We start from the raw sequence: 17106 nt of genomic DNA, 5'->3' as shown, positions 1-17106 counted from the left end.
CAGCAGGCAGATGGATCAGGAGGTTAGGTGCCGCTCGGCCCAGGTCCAGTCGATGCGTTCTTGCTCCAGGCGGACGTGATCTCCGAAGCGATCGGTGACCAAGTCGGCGTAGAGGGCTGCCTCGTCGGGCGTGAGTCGATCCAGGCCGGCTGCGGTCGGCGAATTCTCCCGGACCCAGCGGTCGCGATGGCCCAGCAGCGTGTCGCGGTCCATCAGGAACGAGCGCGTCTGCGGCAACCAGGCGCGGAGCTGGTTGAGGATCGCGAACCCGTGCGTGTCCAGATCACCCCAGTAGCGGACCTCGGCCGTGCGCAGCCACGGGAGCGCGCCCGACCGGTTTACCTCGAACCCCTTGCCCCACAGGACAATGCCGTCGGTTGGGACGGGGACACTGAGGAAGGTGATCTCGTTCTCGACGATGACAGCGGACCCAACGGTCGGCTCGATCCGGGCGAGCTCGTCCATCTGGACGGATGCCTCCGAGAACGGCACCGCTATCCCGAGATCCGTGGATGCACGGAACCGCACCATCTCGGGCTTGCCGCGGAGCCCGAGCGCGTCGATGAAACCCGTTGCTGCCGGTGGGACGTCGAGCAGTCGCGCGAGCACCGGCCGGTGCCGTTCGATGAACTTGGTGTCGACGCCTGGTGCAGTGATCTGCCTGAGGTACTTGGCCGAACCACGTGCCTGAAGTAGCCAGCGGTACGCACTGAGCAGCGCGGGCCATTCCTCGCTCAGCGCCAGGGCGCGGTGCGGTTGGCCGGCGACCCAGGTATGGACGGGCGGTTCCGGCGCTACGAGTTCGAGGATCGCGGCGTACCTGCGAATCTGACCGGCGACGCCGAGCAGTGCCCAAGCCTGGTCGTACGACGTCACGCGCGCGCGGACCGGTACCTCGTTGCGCCCGATCACGCGGCCGCCGATCGAGGCATAGTCCAGCTCGTAGTGCGCATCGTCGCGGCGGCCGGCGTCGAGGGCGGCGATCCAGCTCCGGACCGCATCGAGGTCGTCGCCGATCTGTGCGGGCCGTGGTCCGCGCAGCGGTATGTCGATAACCGGAAATGGCTCGTTCGCGGCGAAGGCCCGGAGCAGCGTCCCGTCGTCCCAGCGGTTCCGCACTCGCGTGCGGATGTCGGCTGCGGTGGTCCACCCGGTCATGGCCGCTGCCCGTTGCGCTGTTGCCGGTACTCTTCGATCGTCAGGGTCTGCAGTCGGGAGAAGCTTCCGGTCGGATTGTCGACGAAGCCGATCGCCCGCACGTAAGGCTCGATCACGTGCACCTTCTGCAGCGGGGTGACGATGAGCAACTGCAGGCCCAACTTCGCGAACAGCTCCAACGCGTAGCGCGTGGAGACGTCGGAGCCGCGTCCGAAGGCCTCGTCGATGACCGCGAACCGGAAGTCACGGGATTTCTCCACTCCCCACTCGAGCCCGAACTGATAGGCGAGTGACGCTGCCAGGATGGTGTAGGCCAGTTTCTCCTTCTGTCCTCCGGACTTGCCGTCGGAGTCACGATAGTGCTCCCACTCCGCGTCGGTCTCCCGGTCGCGCTCGGACGCCGAGAACGTGAACCAATTGCGCACGTCGGTGACGCGCCGGGTCCAGGTCTTGTCCGTGTCGGCGTGCCCGTCGCGGCCGCGGAACCGGTCGATGATGCGCTGGACCTCGAGGAACCGCTGCTCGGAGTAATGGTCGTCGTCCAGAGACAGTGTGTCGTCGGTCGCGGCCCGCAGGTCGCTGCGGAAGTTCTGCACCTCCTGGTTGACGGTGCGTTCGGCAACCAGCTTGATGAATCTGCCCGGGCTGTAGTCGATCGCCCCCAGTGCCTCGTTGATCCGATCGACCCGGGAATGAATGTCGTCCGACTGCCGTCGCAGCCAGTTGTTGAACTGCGCCAGCTCGCGGATCGTGTTCGTGTTGAGCTGCCGCTTGAACTCGTCCTCGAAGCGTGGCAGATCGTCGTTCGCGACCCGGTCGTGGAAGGCCCGGTACTCGTCCCGGGCATCGATGTTCACATCCATCTCGGTCGTTGCCTGCGGCCACCGACGCCGTACGTCGCCCATGTACTGGAGCATGCTCGTGGCGTAGCCGCCGAGTTCGTTCCCGATCCGGTCGATGACCCGCTGGAGTTGCACGGTCATGGACTCAGCGGCCGGCGCGCAGGCCTCCGATGCAGTCGGCATGGAAGTGCCCAGGCGGGTCTCCAGATCGACGTACGACGTCCGTGCGCGCGCAGCCGAGTCGGAGGGCTGATCGGCAATGAACAGTTCGTCGGAGGTGCGCAGCGCCGTGGCCAGCTGGATCCGCTCCTCGAGAACGCGAATATCGCCGGTGAGCTGCGTCAGTTTCGACGCCAGGTCTTTCCCGCGCTGCGCGTTGCCGGTCAGCCGGCGTTCGATCTCCGCCAGCGCGGACGAGCCGCCGACCAGACGCTGACGTTCCGCGTCGGCCGCTTCGGCGCGCTCCTCGGCTTCGCGCCAGTCAAGCTCGGTCCACGACGAGTAGACCTCGAGATTGGCCAGTGCAGTCAGCTGAGTGTTCAGATTCTGCGTTTCGCTTTGCAGCGCCCGACGACGCTCGTCAGCGACGAGCAGCCGGTTCTGCAACTCGGTGAGCTGTTCGGTGAGGGCCGCGACCTTCCGATCGTTGACCCAGCCAAGGACCCACGCGCGCGGATCGTCGACGCGGGACCGGTCGTCCTTCTCGTGCCGATCTCCGGAGCGGACCTGGCCCTCCCGGGTGACCGCGCGATGCTCGTCGCGGAACTGTTCAATCGAATCGACGCAGCGGTGGTCGGCGCGGCGGACGAGCTCGTCGCGCAGATAGTCGTGGAACGGTCCGTCGGCGATGTCCAGCGTGTCGGCGAGCAGCAGAGCGTCCGACGATCGGGACGGGCGCAGCGGCACCCTGCGTTCGGCGACGCGTTCATACACCAGGCGGCTGCCCACAGCCGTGCCGTCAGCGCGCCGATAGGTCAGCCGGTGGTCGTTGACCCATTGTGAAACCCGCGCATACTGTCGCTGCGGCACGAGCAGGGAGAGCGCGAACCCGCGAAGGACCCGCTCGGCCGCTCCTCGCCATTCGGCGAACTCACCGGCGACGTCGAGCAGTTCGCCGGCGAACGGCAGGTCGGCGTCGTCGAGGCCGAGGTCGTGGCACAGCTGGGTCCGGATGTCCAGCTGACTCCTGGGCAGGTTGCTCGTGCGGCTCGCCAGGCTGGCCAACTCGTCCCGGGTCGCCTCGCCCTGGCGACGCAGTTCCGACAGCTCCCCGATGCAGGCGGTGAGATCGTCACCGAGCTCGGCCTGCCGAGCCACAAGGGCCGGTCTGTTCTCCGCGGTCCGTCGAGCCAGGTCCGCGAATCCTCCGGCGTCGGTCACGGCGTCCAGCCGGGCGGCGCGCACGCGCTCATCGAATCCAGTCCGCCGTTGTTTGCGCTCGGCGGCCTCCGATCGGGCGGTCCGGATCTCCGACTCCAATGCGCTGATCCGGTCGCCGCCGGCGACAGCGCGCTCGCCTATCAGCCGTTCCCGTTCCGCGGCAAGGTCCTCGACGTCCTGCTGTATGTCGGTGGCTTCGCGCGATCGCTCCGAGCGCGCTGTCTCGTGGGCGTCGACCTCCATAGTCAGCAGCCGGGCCCGGAGCTCCGCGAAGTACAGCCGGACTGCGTCCCGCTGCTGCTCGGCGGCGGTCCGGCGTGCGAGCGCGTCGTCGTACTTCTGACTCGTGCCGACGAGTGGCTCCAGTGCGTCAAGCTGGTCCCGGGCGCGCCGGACGGCTTCGTGTGCCTTGGTCAGGTCCTCGAAGTGCGCAACGATGCCTTTGACGCGCTCGGAGGCATCGACGGGCTCGAGCATGTGGTTGCGCACGAACTCGTTCAGGTTGCCGACGGACTTCATCGACACGGTCTGGTGGAACAGTTCCATGGCCTGCTCGGACCGGATACCGAGCAACCGGCGGATCTGGCGCGAGTACTCGGGGAAGACTGTCTCGACCTTTGCCCCGGCCGCGCGCAACCGGCGGCGGAGCTCCTTGAGGTCCGTGCCGAAGGCGGTGAAGTCGCTCTCGATCGAGAGTTCCTTGGTCGACGTCACGAAGAAGCGGTCGGGCTGGCCTGCTTTGTCCTTCTGGTGAAAGACCTGCGCCAAGGTCACGGTCTCGTCGTATCCCTCGTTGACGAACACACCGAGCAGGACCGAGTACGACGTGGGACCGCGTAAGCCGATCGGCCGTGACAGCCCCGAGGCCTCGATGCGCTCGGACTTGTAGTGACCTTCGACGTAACTGCGCAGCGTCCGCTCCTTCGAGTCGGCGCCGGCAGCCTTGTTGTAGGAGATCTTGTTGGCAGGCAACAGAAGGGTGGTGACAGCGTCGACGAGGGTGGACTTCCCGCTGCCGATGTCCCCGGTCAGGAGCGCGGTGTCGCTTGCCGGCGTCAACCGCCATACGCGTTCGTCGAAGGTGCCCCAGTTGAAGACTTCCAGATGGTGCAGCCGGTAGCCGGCACGGCCGCTGGTGCCGAGCTCGACCGTGGCGAACAGACCTTCACTCATCGCGATCGCCTGCCTGGGTGGGCTTGTACTCGTCGAGCTTTCGCGCGAAGTCCGAGAGGGTCTGAGCGTCGACGTAAGCCTTGAGGATGCGCCGGACCTCCCACTGATCCGCCTGGCCGCGGAGCTGCCGCAGGAAGCCCAGCTCGGCCGCCTTCTTGATCGTCGTCTCCACCTGGTCGATCGCGCGCGCCTCGTTCGTCGAGTCGGCGAGGAACAGCCCCAGCATCTCGACGATCTGATCGCGGGTGAGGACCAGCTTGCCTTCGGCGCCGGTGGTTTCGAAGTCGACGAGCCGCTTCCGCAGCAGCACCAGCAACAGGCTGACGTTGTAGGTCAGACTGCGCCGGTTCACGAGCCGTGGGAGGGCGAACTGGTCACCGTCGTCGTCCTGGCTGCGAAGGTAGGCGTACCCCTCGGTGTCGTCGACCACGACATCGACGCCGATCGTCGCGAAGTGGTCGCGGACCGCCGGGCCGTGCCGATCGAGCGTCGACCAGGTCTCTTCGTCCGTCTCGCGATAGGCCACGCCACGCATCAGGCGGATGATCGCGGTTGCCACCGCGTACTCCTCAGCGGTTCTCATCGCCTGCTGACCGTCACCTTCGGCAGCCGCGCCCGTCGTACGACGTCACCGTCGCTGTATTCGACGACGGTCTCGTCCTGCTCGTCCATCGTCACCTCGAGGTCTTCGTCTGCGAGCGCCAGGTAGCCGATGATCTCGGCTGCGCCGTGCTCGACCGGATAGAGATCGATGATGTCGCTGAGCAGCGCCGAACTCCGTTTCGGTACGACGGAACGGATATTGTCCGCGAGTCGGGCCGGATCGACGAAGCTCTGGCCGAGCAGCGCCCCGACATCCAGGAGTTCCTCCTCGGCGGGCTGGACCAGGCTGTCGACGCTCGCCGCGGGGGTTGCGTCGTACAGCGGCCGCTCGAACGGCAGGGCGATGGGGATGCCCGATTCGTCGATCTCCAGACCGATCGGCGGTGGCGTCTCGCGGCAGGCGAGCGCGGCAGTCTCGACTGCACGGACCAGGTCGAGGACACGCCGGTTCTCCAGCCAGACCTGGTCGTCGAGGAACCGGCGAAGCTGCTCGGAGATCTGCCGGACCGTACCCTGCGTGCGCTCGGCGGCCTCGGACCAATCGCGGTGGATGCTGAGCAACCGCCGGTCCGCCTCGACCTGGTCGAGGGAGTGCACGCGCGCCAACAACGCCGACATCTCGTCCTGGCGGGCCTCGGACAGGAGGAAGTCGTGGAACGCCTGGAAGGTGCGACCCTGGTCGGAGCCGCTGATGTCCGCGCGGCTGCCGACCAGTTCGGCGAGTAGGTCACCCTTGCTGCCTTCCCAGGCCGCGATGCGCTCGCGCGCGCCGCGGTCGAGGCTGCGGAAGTTCTCCTCCACCTCCCGAAAGTCCGAAAGGAGTTGGCGAGCGGTGCTCGCGAACTGCTGATAGCGGTCCCGGAGAGCGACGCCGTCCAGGATGCTGACGGTGCCGCGCTCGACCTCGGCGATCTCCTGGTCAATCAGGTCGCGCCGTCGACGCAGCTCGGTCAGCCGGACCTCAGGATCCGTCTCGGTGCCATGCGCGATCTGGCGGAGCAGGTCGACGACGGTGTGCAGGCGCGACTCGGTACCGACGAATGGCCTTACTTGGAGCCCGGCGACCCAGGCGTACGCCTTCTCGAAAGCAGGCGTCGCGTCGTAGTGGACGTCGTCCGACCCGAGCGGGTAGAAGCGCCGCAGCCAGCCGGCCTCTGGGGCTGCCCAGTCATCGAGATAGTCGAGCGCACGGCGCGGGTAGCGGGGATGCTCGTCGTCTCCGGAGTTGAGCACATACAGTTCGTCGTCAAGCGCTGCGGCCAGGACGACCGCTGTCGTGGCGCCGTTGTTGGCGTCCACGAAGAAGTGTCCGAGAAACGACAGCACGAGCGGTGCATTGCCGGCCCGCAGCAGCCGCCAGGCGGCATGCCGGTCCCGCAACGTCTCGATCGCACCGTGGTCCATCGCGCCGCCCCCTTGACTCGATTCGTGCTTGCCAAGCGTAGGGCCCATCACGGACAGTCGCCCCAGGTCAGCGTTTCTTGGGGCCTCGGAAGGCTACGTAGAGGAGGGCTACGCCGAAGGCGGCGACGATCGGGCCGACGGTGGCCCAGACGGTTTGGCCGGTCATCGAGCTGCCTTTGAGGTAGCCGAGGCCCTGGAGGGTCCAGACGCCGCCGATCGCGATCAGGAGTCCGGCGAAGGCGATGGCGACGATCTTTCCCATGTAAAGGAGGTTAGGCCCTGTCTGGTAATCCATCGCCTACTGCGGGGCACTCGGCACGGCACCTCGCCGCACGGGTGCAAAGGCCACGATGCTCCGCATCGAGTCCTTCGCCCCCGCACGCCGATGCACCGCACCGAGCACCTCCTCGCTACGGCGCTGGATCACCAGACAGGACCTAGCCGAGCAGCGCGTCGCAGAGATCCACGAGTTGCCGGCGGAGGGGGCGGGCTCGGTCGGCGAAGGAGCGTTGGGCTGCGGTGTACTCCGCTTTGCCGTCCGGCGTCTCGATGCGCACGGGGGAGTAGCCGAGCGCGGCCAGGTCGTACGGCGAGGCGCGCATGTCGAGGGTGCGGATGTCGCGGGCGAGCTCGAAGCACGACAGCACCAACGAGCTGGGCGTGAAGGGCATCAGCTTGGTCGCCCACTTGTAGAGGTCCATGTTCGCGTGCAGGCAGCCGCCTTGTTCGAGGGCGGGTTGCGACTCGCGGGTCGGTTGGAGCGCGTTCAGCGGGCGGGCAGGCGTTGTGAAGAAGCGGAACGCGTCGAAGTGCGAGCAGCCGATCTTGTGCGACTCGACGACCTGATCGGTGCCCTCGGCACCTAACCGGAGCGGCCAGGCGGCGTGCCGTACTTCGGGGGTTCGGTAGACCATCGCCCACTCGTGCAGCCCGAAACAGCCGAACTGCGGTTGGCGATCCAGCGTGGACGCCAGCAACGCGCGGATCCACTTGATGCTGTCGGTACGGCGTTCTACTTCAGCCGGGTCGAGCGAAGCGGTGCCGTCCACGACCACGTACCCACGGCGGCCCTCGTACGACGCCGCGTCCAGCAACTGCACCCCCGGGCCGGGGTGCCATACGCGCAGCTGGTTGGGGCGGGTCGGGTAATACGTGAAGAGGAAATCCTCGACGGGGTGTGCTTCGCGGCGCTTCCGTCGCTCCAGGTGGCCGGTCAGCAGTACGTCGACGCGCCGGGCGTGGTCCTCGGCGTACGACGTCCACTCGGCAAACGTCATCGTGGTCATAGGTCGAGGACGAACGCGTACAGCTCGACGCCCGGGATGGGCGCCCAGTCACGTTCGGGGAGGCGGGTGAAGCCCAGGCGTTCGTACAGGCGGTGGGCGGTGGTCATGTAGGTGGCGCTGCTCATCACGATCCGCCGCTGCCCGAGCTCGAGCGTACGGTCGATGCACCGCTGGGTCAGGGCCTTGCCGATGCCGAGGCCTCGGGCGCGGCCGTCGACGGCGAGCATCCGGAACTCGCCCTCGTCGTCTTGGCCGATCTCGCGGTAGACCGAGCCGACGGGGCAATAGGTGACAGTGCCCAGCAGACCGGAGGGATCGGCCGCGACCCACAGCTCCGCCTTCGCTGCACGGTCGGCGGCGGCACGGAGCGTCATCGCGTACTCACCGCGGACGAAACCGTCGTGCGAGTACGCGTCCACGGTCAGCTCGCCGACTGCGTCGTACTCGGCGGGAACAGCCAGCCGGATGTCGAAAGTCACCGGATAACTGTCTCATCGAGGGGGCGTCTCCTGGTCCCCCGCCTACTGCGCGGCACTCGGCACGGCACCTCGCCGCACGGGTGCAAAGGCCACGATGCTCCGCATCGAGACCTTCGCCCCCGCGCGCCGATGCACCGCACCGAGCACCTGCTCGCTACGTCGGGGGACCAGGAGACGCCCCCTTGCGCCACCGGTAGGCTCGGGCCGTGCGTATCGCCAGATTCTCCGTGGACGACGAGCCGAAGTACGGTGTCGTCGAGACCGACGACCCCGAAGGGCTCGTCGGCACTGTCAACGTTCTCGACTCGGACCCGCTCTACCGGTCGGCCCAGTTCACCGGGGAGAAGCTGCAACTCGCGGACGTCCGGCTGCTGGCGCCGGTGATCCCGCGCAGCAAGGTGGTCTGCGTCGGCCGGAACTACGCGGCGCACGCCGCCGAGTTCGGCCACGACGTCCCGAAGGAACCGATGATCTTCCTGAAGCCGAACACCAGCGTGATCGGCCCGCGGGACGGCATCGTCTACCCGGAGCAGACCAACGACCTGCACTTCGAGGGTGAGCTGGCGATCGTCATCGGCCGGATCTGCCGGGACCTGCCCAAGGAGCGGGTCAACGAGGTGATCTTCGGCTACACGATCGCGAACGACGTGACCGCGCGCGACCTGCAGAAGTCCGACGGGCAGTGGGCCCGGGCCAAGGGGTACGACACGTTCTGCCCGCTCGGCCCGTGGATCAGCACCGAGCTCGACGCGTCCGACCTGCGGGTCAGCACCGAACTGAACGGCGAGCCCAAGCAGGACGGGCGGACCAGTCAGTTCATCTTCGACATCCCGGAGGTGCTGGCCTACATCACCTCCTTCACCACGCTGCTGCCCGGCGACGTGGTCCTCACCGGCACCCCTGCGGGTGTCGGCCCGATGCTGCCCGGCGACGAGGTCTCGGTCAGCGTCGAAGGAATCGGAACTCTGACGAACAAGGTGATCGTGCGTGACTGACGACGTGCTGGGCGACCTCGAGCCGAACGAGGTGCGGGTGCGCTTCCCACCGTCGCCGACCGGTCTGCTGACCGTCGGCAACATCCGCAGCGCGCTGTTCAACTGGGCCTTCGCCCGGCACTACGGCGGCAAGCTGGTGCTGCGGATCGAGGACACCGACACCGCGCGCAACACCGAAGAGGGCTACCGCTACACCTACGACGCGCTGCGCTGGCTCGGCCTGAACTGGGACGAGGGTCCCGAGGTCGGCGGTGCCTTCGGGCCGTACCTGCAGTCCGAGCGGATGGACACGTACGCCGACGTCGTCGCGAAGCTGCTCGCCGCCGGCAAGGCGTACCACTGCTACTGCTCGCAGGAGGAGCTCGACCAGCGCCGCGAGGCCGCCCGTACGTCCGGCCAGCACAGCGGGTACGACGGCCACTGCCGCAACCTCACGCCCGAGCAGGTCCAGGCCTACCTCGACGAGGGCCGGCGTCCCGTCGTACGGCTGCGGATGCCGGACCGCCCGATCGTGTTCGACGATCTGGTCCGCGGCGAGATCACGTTCCTCCCGGAGAACCTCGGCGACTACGTGCTGGTCCGGGCGAACGGTTACCCGCTCTACCCGCTGGTGAACCCGGTCGACGACGCGCTGATGGAGATCACCCACGTACTGCGTGGTGAGGACCTGCTGCCGTCCACGCCGCGGCAGATCGCCCTGTACGAGGCGCTCGCCGAGATCGGTGTCGGCAGCGGCCGGACGCCCCGGTTCGGGCACCTGCCGTTCGTGATGGGCGAGGGCAACAAGCGGTTGTCCAAGCGGGACAAGGGCTCCGGCCTGACCGAGTACGTCGAGCGCGGGTTCCTGCCCGAGGGGCTGCTGAACTACCTGGCCCTGCTCGGCTGGTCGATCGCCGAGGACCGGGACGTGTTCACGATGGCCGAGATGGTCGAGGCCTTCGACATCCGCAAGGTCAACTCGAACTCGGCCCGCTTCGACCCGAAGAAGTGCGAGGCGATCAACGCCGCGCACATGCGGTTGCTGCCGCAGGACGAGTTCGCCCAGCGGATGATTCCGTTCCTCGCGCAGGCGGGCCTGCTGCCGGCCGAGCCGTCGGACGAGCAGTTGGCTGTGCTGAAGGCCGCAGTACCGCTGGTGCAGGAGCGGATGAACACGCTCGACGAGTCGGTCGACATGCTCGGCTTCCTGTTCGTCCCCGAAGACGCGTTCACGGTCGACCCGGACGCTGCCGCGAAGGTGCTGACCGGTGACGCGGATGCCGTACTGGACGCGGCCGCGAAGGCGCTCGCCGACGTGGAGTGGACGACCGAGGCGATCGAGGCAGCGTTGCGGGCATCGTTGATCGACGGGCTCGGGCTGAAGCCGAAGAACGCGTTCGGGCCGGTCCGGGTGGCGATCTCCGGGCGCCGGATCTCGCCGCCGCTGTTCGAGTCGCTCGAGCTGCTCGGCCGGGACAAGTCCCTGGTCCGGCTCGAGCGGGCCCGCAGTACGACCTCATGAGCGGTACGCCGTACCAGAGGCTGCTGAAGAACGACGTCACCCCACGGGCGTACGTCGTTCTCGGCACGCTCACGATCCTGGTCGCCTGGATGATCGGCGGCATCGTCATCCTCGGTGTCCAGCAGGCGGTCCACCCGGATCCCAAGGGCACGCTGTCCTGGATCGGGCTGCTGTTCACGAACCTGACGCTGATCATCCTGATCCCGCTCTCGATCCTCGTGGCCACGCTGCTGAACCGCCAGACGCCCGGGCTGCTGTCCTCGGTGGTCGGCAGGCTGCGTTGGCGGCCGCTGGCCTGGTTCTCGCTGGTCGCGATCGTGCTCGAAGTGGTGTCGTTCGCGGTCATCCAGCTGTTCGACGTGCCGCTGGCCACGGGTGAGCGGCACGGCGGTCCGGCGGCGCCGGACGTGGTCGGCATCATCGTGATCACGTTGCTGACGTCACCGATCCAGGCGGCGGGCGAGGAGTACTACTTCCGCGGCTACCTCCTGCAGGCAGTCGGCTCGTATCTGCGCGGCTCGCTCATCGCCGTGGCCGTGACCGCGGTGTTGTTCACGGCGGCGCACGGGATCTTGCCGTGGCAGAGCCCGGCGCTGTTCGTGGATCGGCTCGCGTTCGGTCTGGTGGCGGGCTTCCTCGCCATCCGGACCGGTGGGCTGGAGTCCGGGATCGCGTCGCATGCCGCGAACAACGTGGTGACGTTCGTGTTCGCGGGGATGACCAACACCCTCGGGGCGAGCCTCGAGGTGAAGGACGCGCCCTGGCCGCTGGTGCTGATCGACGTACTGAAGTTCGTCGCGTTCGGTGTGATCGCGGTCTGGCTGAGCGACCGGCTGAAGCTGCAGAAGGAGTCGGACCTGCCGCTGGCGACGCTGCCGGCAGGGGCTCCGCGACAGGTGTGACGGGAGTGACAACGCGCCGACCGGGGCCCGTTTTGGTGTCCGGTCGCATGCTCGGGTAAGCTCTCCGAGCCGGGTTGGTGAGGGCGGGAACAAACTCTCCGACTTCAGTGAAATGCCTTTGGGGTATGGGGTAATTGGCAGCCCGACTGATTCTGGTTCAGTTAGTCCAGGTTCGAGTCCTGGTACCCCAGCGGATTGGACCGCGCCGGTGAAAATCGGTAAAGTTCATCCTCGTTGCCCGGGCCGCAAGGTCCGGTCGGCAAAACTCTGGCCCCGTTGTGTAGCGGCCTAGCACGCCGCCCTCTCAAGGCGGTAGCGCGGGTTCGAATCCCGTCGGGGCTACCCAGAGTGAAGGCCCTCGTCCTCGCGGACGGGGGCCTTCGTCATGTCCTGGACAGCTCGAGGTCTAAGCGCTTAGAGTCTAAGCGCTTAGACCTTCTCCTGCGTGACGGAAAGGGGATCGCCATGCGGCGGAACCTCTTGGCTCTTCCGGCTGCGGCGGTTGCCGCGGCCCTGCTCCTGGCCGGCTGTGGCGGTTCGTCCGGCGCCAACGGGTCCGGCAGCACCCAAACTGCCGACCCCGGTCCCGAGACCGGGACGATCACGTTCACCGGCACCGACAACGCCGAGACCTACCAGCCGGTGATCAAGGCCTTCGAGGCGAAGAACCCGGGGATCAAGGTCACCTACACCCAGATCCCGTTCGACCAGTTCAACGCGACCATGCAGCAGCGACTGAGCGCGAAGGACGCCGGGATCGACCTCTACACGGTCGACGAGCCGCGGGTCTCGCAGCTCGCCGCGAAGGGGTTCCTCACCGATCTGAGCGACCTCGACGGCAAGGTGAAGACCAGCTTCACCAAGGCGGCGTACGAGACCAACCACTTCCGCGACAAGCTCTGGTCGCTGCCGATGTGGAACTCGACGCAGTACCTCTTCTACAACAAGACCGCGCTGGCGAAGGCGAAGGTAGCCCCGCCGACGTCCGACCCGGAGAAGCGCTGGACGTGGGAGCAGGTCGAGGCGGCCGGGCGGAAGAGCATGCAGGCGGGCGGCACGAAGTACGGCCTGTTCATGGAGCAGCCCGAGGCGTACTACCAGCTGCAGCCGCTGGCCGAGTCGCTCGGCGGCGGATCGGGGATCGAGGGTGACGACGCGCTCACGCCCGCGGTCGAGACCGACGGCTGGAAGAAGGCGATGCAGTGGTACGGAGCCACGTTCGCGAGCGGACTGTCGCCGCGCGGTATCGGCGGATTCCAGACCGGACCGGTGTTCGCGAACGGCGACGTGGCGTTCTTCGTCGGCGGCCCGTGGGACCTGAAGATCTTCGGCAGCTCGAAGATCGACTGGGGCGTGGCGCCGCTGCCGTACTTCCAGGGCGGCAAGCCGGTCACGCCGACCGGGTCCTGGTCGCTCGGCATCAACCCGGCCTCGAAGCAGCAGGGGATGGCCCGCAAGTTCGTCGAGTTCGCGACGCTGGATCCGGCCGGCAACCTGGCCACCACGAGTACGACGACGATCATCCCGGCGAACCTCGACGCGCAGAAGCAGTACACCCCGAAGATGGACGCGTTCTCCGGTGCGAAGACGGCCGGCGCCGCGGCGATCACAGCGTACGAGAGTGAGCACACGGCGGTGTCGCGACCGGTCAGCGTCGGCTACATCCAGTTCGAGGAAGTGATGGGGAAGGCGTTCGCCGACATCCGCAACGGGACCAACCCGGACCAGCGGTTGCAGCAGGCCACCCAGCAGCTGACTGAGGCCTGGCGGTCTATCAAGTGAGGCAGCGGCAAGGGCTGATCGCCCTGGCCTTCCTGGCGCCCGCGCTGGTGTGTCTCGCCGTACTGCGGATCGTTCCGGCGATCTCGGCAGTAGTGGAGAGCTTCTACAGCGAGAGCCTGCTGCGCGGGGGCCGGGTGTTCGCGGGGCTGAGCAACTACACGGATCTGCTGTCCAGCAAGGACTTCCGGCAGGCGGTCGGCGTGACGTTGCTCTTCACCGTGCTGGTGAACCCGATCCAGGTCGTGGTGTCGTTCCTGCTCGCGGTCCTCTTCACCCAGAAGGCGGCCGGCTCGAAGCTCTGGCGGACGTTGGTGATCCTCCCGATCGCCACGCCGCCGGCGGTGTCGGCCGTGATCTGGAGCGTCATCTACCGCCCCGACGGTCTCGGGAACGGCGTACTGGAACGGCTCGGCCTGCCGGCGCAGCCGTTCCTCACCTCGTCGAGTCAGGTACTGCCGTCGCTGATCGTGCTGTTGTCCTGGATCGGCGTCGGGTACTGGATGCTGTTCCTGATCGCCGGTATCCAGGAGGTGCCGGTCGAGGTGCGCGAGGCCGCGCTGCTGGACGGTGCCGGCCCCTGGCGCCGGATGGTGTCGGTGACGCTTCCCTTGGTACGTCGTCCGCTCGCGTTCGTCCTGGTCGCGGACACGGTGTCGAACCTGCTCGTGTTCGCCCCGGTGCAGATCCTCACCAAGGGCGGCCCGAACGGCAACAGCAACCTGCTGATGTACGACGTCTACAACCGGGCGTACGCGCTCGGCGACATCCACGTGGCCAACGCCGAGGTGGTCATCCTGGTCGCACTGACGCTGGTGATCGTGGCCGGGCAGTTCCGGCTGCTGCGGAGTGACCAGTGAAGCGGGTCAGCCTGTCGGCGCTCGGCGGGGTCGTCGGCATCCTGTTCTTCCTGCCGCTGCTGTGGGTCGTGACGAACTCGCTGCGGCCGGGCTCGGAGACCTTCGCGCATCTCAACCCGCTGTCCTGGCAGACGTTCTTCGAGCTGCAGCCGACGTTGCGCAACTACTCGGCTTTGCTCAGCAGCGACGTCGGCCGCGCCACGCTCAACTCGATCTTCGTCAGTGCGCTCACCGTGATCGTCGGGCTCGCAGTCTGCGCGACCGCGGCGTTCGGGCTGGCGGCGTTCCAGTTCCGCGGGCGCGGGCTCGTGTTCGGCATCGTCGTACTGAGTTTCCTGGTGCCGTTCGACGCGATCGCGATCCCGTTGTCGACGATGTTCCGGGACTGGCAGCTGACCAACACCTTCACCGGGCTGGTGCTGCCGGGGATCGGCAACGGGATGGCGATCTTCCTGCTCCGGCAGTTCTTCCTGGGGATCCCGGCGGAGCTGGTCGAGGCCGGGCGGCTCGACGGGCTGGGGTGGTTCGGCGTGTTCCGCTGGATCTACCTGCCGCTGTCGAAGCCCGCGCTGATCGGCGCCGGGCTGATGCTGTTCCTCTTCCAGTGGCAGGCGTACGTCTGGCCGCTGCTGATCGGCACCGACGCGAAACACATCCTCGGCCCGGTCGCGTTGTCCAACCTGCAGGGCCAGAACTTCGCCGACTACGGTCTCGTGTTCGCGGGCGCCGTGGTCCTTACCGTCATCCCGCTGGTGGTCATCGCCGGCTTCCAGCGGTACTTCGTCCAGTCCGTGTCGAGTACCGGACTCAAGTAAGGAGATCCGTGCGTTCCCTGATTCTCGATACCGACATCGGATCCGACGTGGACGACGCGATGGCGCTCGCCCAGCTGCTCGGCAGTCCCGAGGTCGACCTCGCCGAGGTGCACACCGTGTACGGCGACACCCGGCTGCGGGCCCAGCTCGCCCGGCGGTACGGCGTACTCGCCGGCCGTCAGCTGGACGTCGTACCGGGACTCGTCGAGCCGTTGTCCGGACGCGAAGTGTGGTGGGCCGGACATGAAGGCACGCTGCACGACGGGCTCGGCGCGGAGACGATCAGTGCGGACAGCGCGCCGGAGCGGCTGATCGCACGGCTACGTGAGCAACCTGGTGAGCTCGACGTGGCGGCGATCGGTCCGTTGACCAACGTGGCGCGGGCGTTGCAGCTCGAACCGCAGGCGGCGTGGTGGATCCGGCATCTGTGGGTGATGGGCGGATCGTTCGGCGACGACGTCTGTGAGCACAACTTCAAGTCCGACGACGTTGCGGCGCAGGTCGTGTTGAGCGCGGGAATTCCGACGACGATCACCGGGCTGGAGATCACCCGTCAGGTCACGATCGACAAGGCGCGCTTGGAGCGGATTCGGGCGTCGGGTCCGCTCGGTTCGGCGCTCGGGGCGGATATCGAGCAGTGGTGGGCCTACTGGAACGAGACGTGGAACGTGCCGCATGATCCGGTGGCGGTGCTCGCGCTGAGCTGCCCGGAGCTGTTCAGTTTCTCCGAGCTGGGGCGGGTGAGCATTGCTGTGGGTGGGGCGAAGGCGGGGCACAGTACGTTCGCGCCTGCTGCGGAGGGGACGGTACGGATCGTGACCGCGGTGGAGGCCGAGGCGGTGGCCGAGGAGATCACGCGGCGGATCGTCGCCGGCGGGACGGCTTACGCTGGGCAGCGTGGGGAGATCGATGGCGACCGCACGTGACGTCGCCGAGCGCGCCGGTACATCGACCGCGGTCGTCAGCTACGTCTTCAACAACGGGCCGCGGCCGGTGTCGGCCGACACACGTCGGCGCGTACTCGAGGCCGCGGCCGAGCTCGAGTACCGGCCGAACATCCTCGCCCGCGCACTGAGCGCCGGCCGGACGTACTCGCTCGGCCTGCTGATCCCGCAGATCCGCAACCCGTACTTCGCCACGCTCGCCGAACACCTGGAGAACTTCGCCCGGCAGCACGACCACCTGCTGCTGATCGGCGACTCGGCCGGCGATCCCGCGCAGGAGTCCGCGCACATCGGGTCGTTCATCGAGCGCAAGGTCGACGGCGTCGTACTCGTCTCGCTGCTCGTCGAGCCGGCGATCCAGCGGTTCGCGGCGGCCGGCGTACCGGTCGTCGCGCTGCACCCGGTACCCGACGGCGTCACGGTGTCGACGCTGTCGATCGACTACGTCGCGGGCGCCGAGGCGTCGGCGGATCACCTGCTGTCGCACGGGTACCGCACTCTCGGCGTCATCACCGGGCCCGAGGAATCACCCGGTACGGCCGAGCACCGGCGCGGGATCGAACGTGCGCTCGGCAAGCATCCGCGGGCCTCGGCGCGGTACCTCGCCGCGCCGGTCTCCCGGTTCGCCGCGCGGGACGCCGTACGGCCGTGGTTCCAGCAGAAGCGGCCGCCGCGGGCGATCTACTGTTCGACGGACGAGCAGGCGTTCGGCGTACTGTTCGCGGCCTGGGAAGCCGGGTTGCGGGTGCCGGAGGACGTTGCGGTGATGGGCTTCGACGGGACGAGTGAGTGCACGGTGACGATTCCGCCGTTGGCGAGCGTGCGGCAGCCGATCGCGGAGATTGCGCGGCAGGCGGTCGAGTTGTTGCTGGATCGCGGAAAGACCGCGGCGGCGCGGCACGTGCTGGACTACGAATTGGTTCCCAGTACGTCCTGCGGTTGTTGAAGCGTTCGTTGGGTTCTGTTCACCGGATCGCCGGAAGAT

15 protein-coding genes and 2 tRNA genes are annotated in these 17106 nt (G+C 67.6%); 10 read left to right on the top strand and 7 right to left on the bottom strand.

What is annotated here, in order from left to right:
• Positions 1-15: 15 nt before the first annotated feature.
• From ACZ5BU_RS35050 to ACZ5BU_RS35020, 7 genes are all read right to left on the bottom strand, one after another.
• Positions 16-1158 carry a Wadjet anti-phage system protein JetD domain-containing protein gene (locus ACZ5BU_RS35050; protein ID WP_465705036.1) on the bottom strand — a complete coding sequence of 381 codons (1143 nt, stop codon included), beginning with the start codon at positions 1156-1158 and terminating at the stop codon, positions 16-18.
• Positions 1155-4553 carry an ATP-binding protein gene (locus tag ACZ5BU_RS35045; RefSeq protein ID WP_465705034.1) on the bottom strand — a complete coding sequence of 1133 codons (3399 nt, stop codon included), beginning with the start codon at positions 4551-4553 and terminating at the stop codon, positions 1155-1157. The genes ACZ5BU_RS35050 and ACZ5BU_RS35045 overlap by 4 nt, the downstream gene beginning before the upstream one ends.
• Positions 4546-5136 carry a DUF4194 domain-containing protein gene (locus tag ACZ5BU_RS35040; protein WP_465705032.1) on the bottom strand — a complete coding sequence of 197 codons (591 nt, stop codon included), beginning with the start codon at positions 5134-5136 and terminating at the stop codon, positions 4546-4548. The genes ACZ5BU_RS35045 and ACZ5BU_RS35040 overlap by 8 nt, the downstream gene beginning before the upstream one ends.
• On the bottom strand, positions 5133-6560 hold the full coding sequence (locus ACZ5BU_RS35035; RefSeq protein ID WP_465705030.1) for a DUF3375 domain-containing protein: 1428 nt from the start codon (positions 6558-6560) through the stop codon (positions 5133-5135). The genes ACZ5BU_RS35040 and ACZ5BU_RS35035 overlap by 4 nt, the downstream gene beginning before the upstream one ends.
• Before the next feature lie 67 nt (positions 6561-6627).
• Positions 6628-6822 (bottom strand): hypothetical protein, encoded by a 195-nt coding sequence (locus tag ACZ5BU_RS35030; protein ID WP_465705028.1) that lies wholly within the window; start codon positions 6820-6822, stop codon positions 6628-6630.
• Between the two features lie 175 nt (positions 6823-6997).
• Positions 6998-7846 carry a 3-methyladenine DNA glycosylase gene (locus tag ACZ5BU_RS35025; protein WP_465705026.1) on the bottom strand — a complete coding sequence of 283 codons (849 nt, stop codon included), beginning with the start codon at positions 7844-7846 and terminating at the stop codon, positions 6998-7000.
• Entirely contained in the window at positions 7843-8325 is a 483-nt protein-coding gene (locus ACZ5BU_RS35020) for a GNAT family N-acetyltransferase (protein ID WP_465705024.1), read from the bottom strand. The genes ACZ5BU_RS35025 and ACZ5BU_RS35020 overlap by 4 nt, the downstream gene beginning before the upstream one ends.
• Before the next feature lie 206 nt (positions 8326-8531).
• Here ACZ5BU_RS35020 and ACZ5BU_RS35015 point away from each other — a divergent pair, with 206 nt between their 5' ends.
• From ACZ5BU_RS35015 to ACZ5BU_RS34970, 10 genes are all read left to right on the top strand, one after another.
• Entirely contained in the window at positions 8532-9320 is a 789-nt protein-coding gene (locus tag ACZ5BU_RS35015; RefSeq protein WP_465705021.1) for a fumarylacetoacetate hydrolase family protein, read from the top strand.
• On the top strand, positions 9313-10821 hold the full coding sequence (gltX, locus tag ACZ5BU_RS35010) for a glutamate--tRNA ligase (RefSeq protein ID WP_465705019.1): 1509 nt from the start codon (positions 9313-9315) through the stop codon (positions 10819-10821). Before ACZ5BU_RS35015 ends, gltX begins: the two co-directional genes overlap by 8 nt.
• Positions 10818-11723, top strand: a complete 906-nt coding sequence (locus ACZ5BU_RS35005; RefSeq protein WP_465705017.1) for a lysostaphin resistance A-like protein — start codon at positions 10818-10820, stop codon at positions 11721-11723. Before gltX ends, ACZ5BU_RS35005 begins: the two co-directional genes overlap by 4 nt.
• 119 nt (positions 11724-11842) lie before the next feature.
• Positions 11843-11914, top strand: a tRNA-Gln gene (locus ACZ5BU_RS35000).
• 78 nt (positions 11915-11992) lie between these two features.
• Positions 11993-12065: transfer RNA gene (locus tag ACZ5BU_RS34995), tRNA-Glu, on the top strand.
• 123 nt (positions 12066-12188) lie between these two features.
• Positions 12189-13505 carry an ABC transporter substrate-binding protein gene (locus ACZ5BU_RS34990; RefSeq protein WP_465705015.1) on the top strand — a complete coding sequence of 439 codons (1317 nt, stop codon included), beginning with the start codon at positions 12189-12191 and terminating at the stop codon, positions 13503-13505.
• Entirely contained in the window at positions 13502-14362 is an 861-nt protein-coding gene (locus ACZ5BU_RS34985; RefSeq protein ID WP_465705013.1) for a carbohydrate ABC transporter permease, read from the top strand. Before ACZ5BU_RS34990 ends, ACZ5BU_RS34985 begins: the two co-directional genes overlap by 4 nt.
• Positions 14359-15177, top strand: a complete 819-nt coding sequence (locus ACZ5BU_RS34980; protein ID WP_465705011.1) for a carbohydrate ABC transporter permease — start codon at positions 14359-14361, stop codon at positions 15175-15177. The genes ACZ5BU_RS34985 and ACZ5BU_RS34980 overlap by 4 nt, the downstream gene beginning before the upstream one ends.
• 8 nt (positions 15178-15185) lie before the next feature.
• Positions 15186-16103 carry a nucleoside hydrolase gene (locus ACZ5BU_RS34975; RefSeq protein ID WP_465705009.1) on the top strand — a complete coding sequence of 306 codons (918 nt, stop codon included), beginning with the start codon at positions 15186-15188 and terminating at the stop codon, positions 16101-16103.
• The gene (locus ACZ5BU_RS34970) at positions 16087-17067 is read left to right on the top strand and encodes a LacI family DNA-binding transcriptional regulator (RefSeq protein WP_465705007.1); all 981 of its coding nucleotides are present in this window, start codon (positions 16087-16089) and stop codon (positions 17065-17067) included. Before ACZ5BU_RS34975 ends, ACZ5BU_RS34970 begins: the two co-directional genes overlap by 17 nt.
• Positions 17068-17106 lie beyond the last annotated feature (39 nt).

Source organism: Kribbella sp. NPDC031520, assembly GCF_055580825.1.
This window is presented reverse-complemented; position numbering and strand designations above follow the sequence as displayed.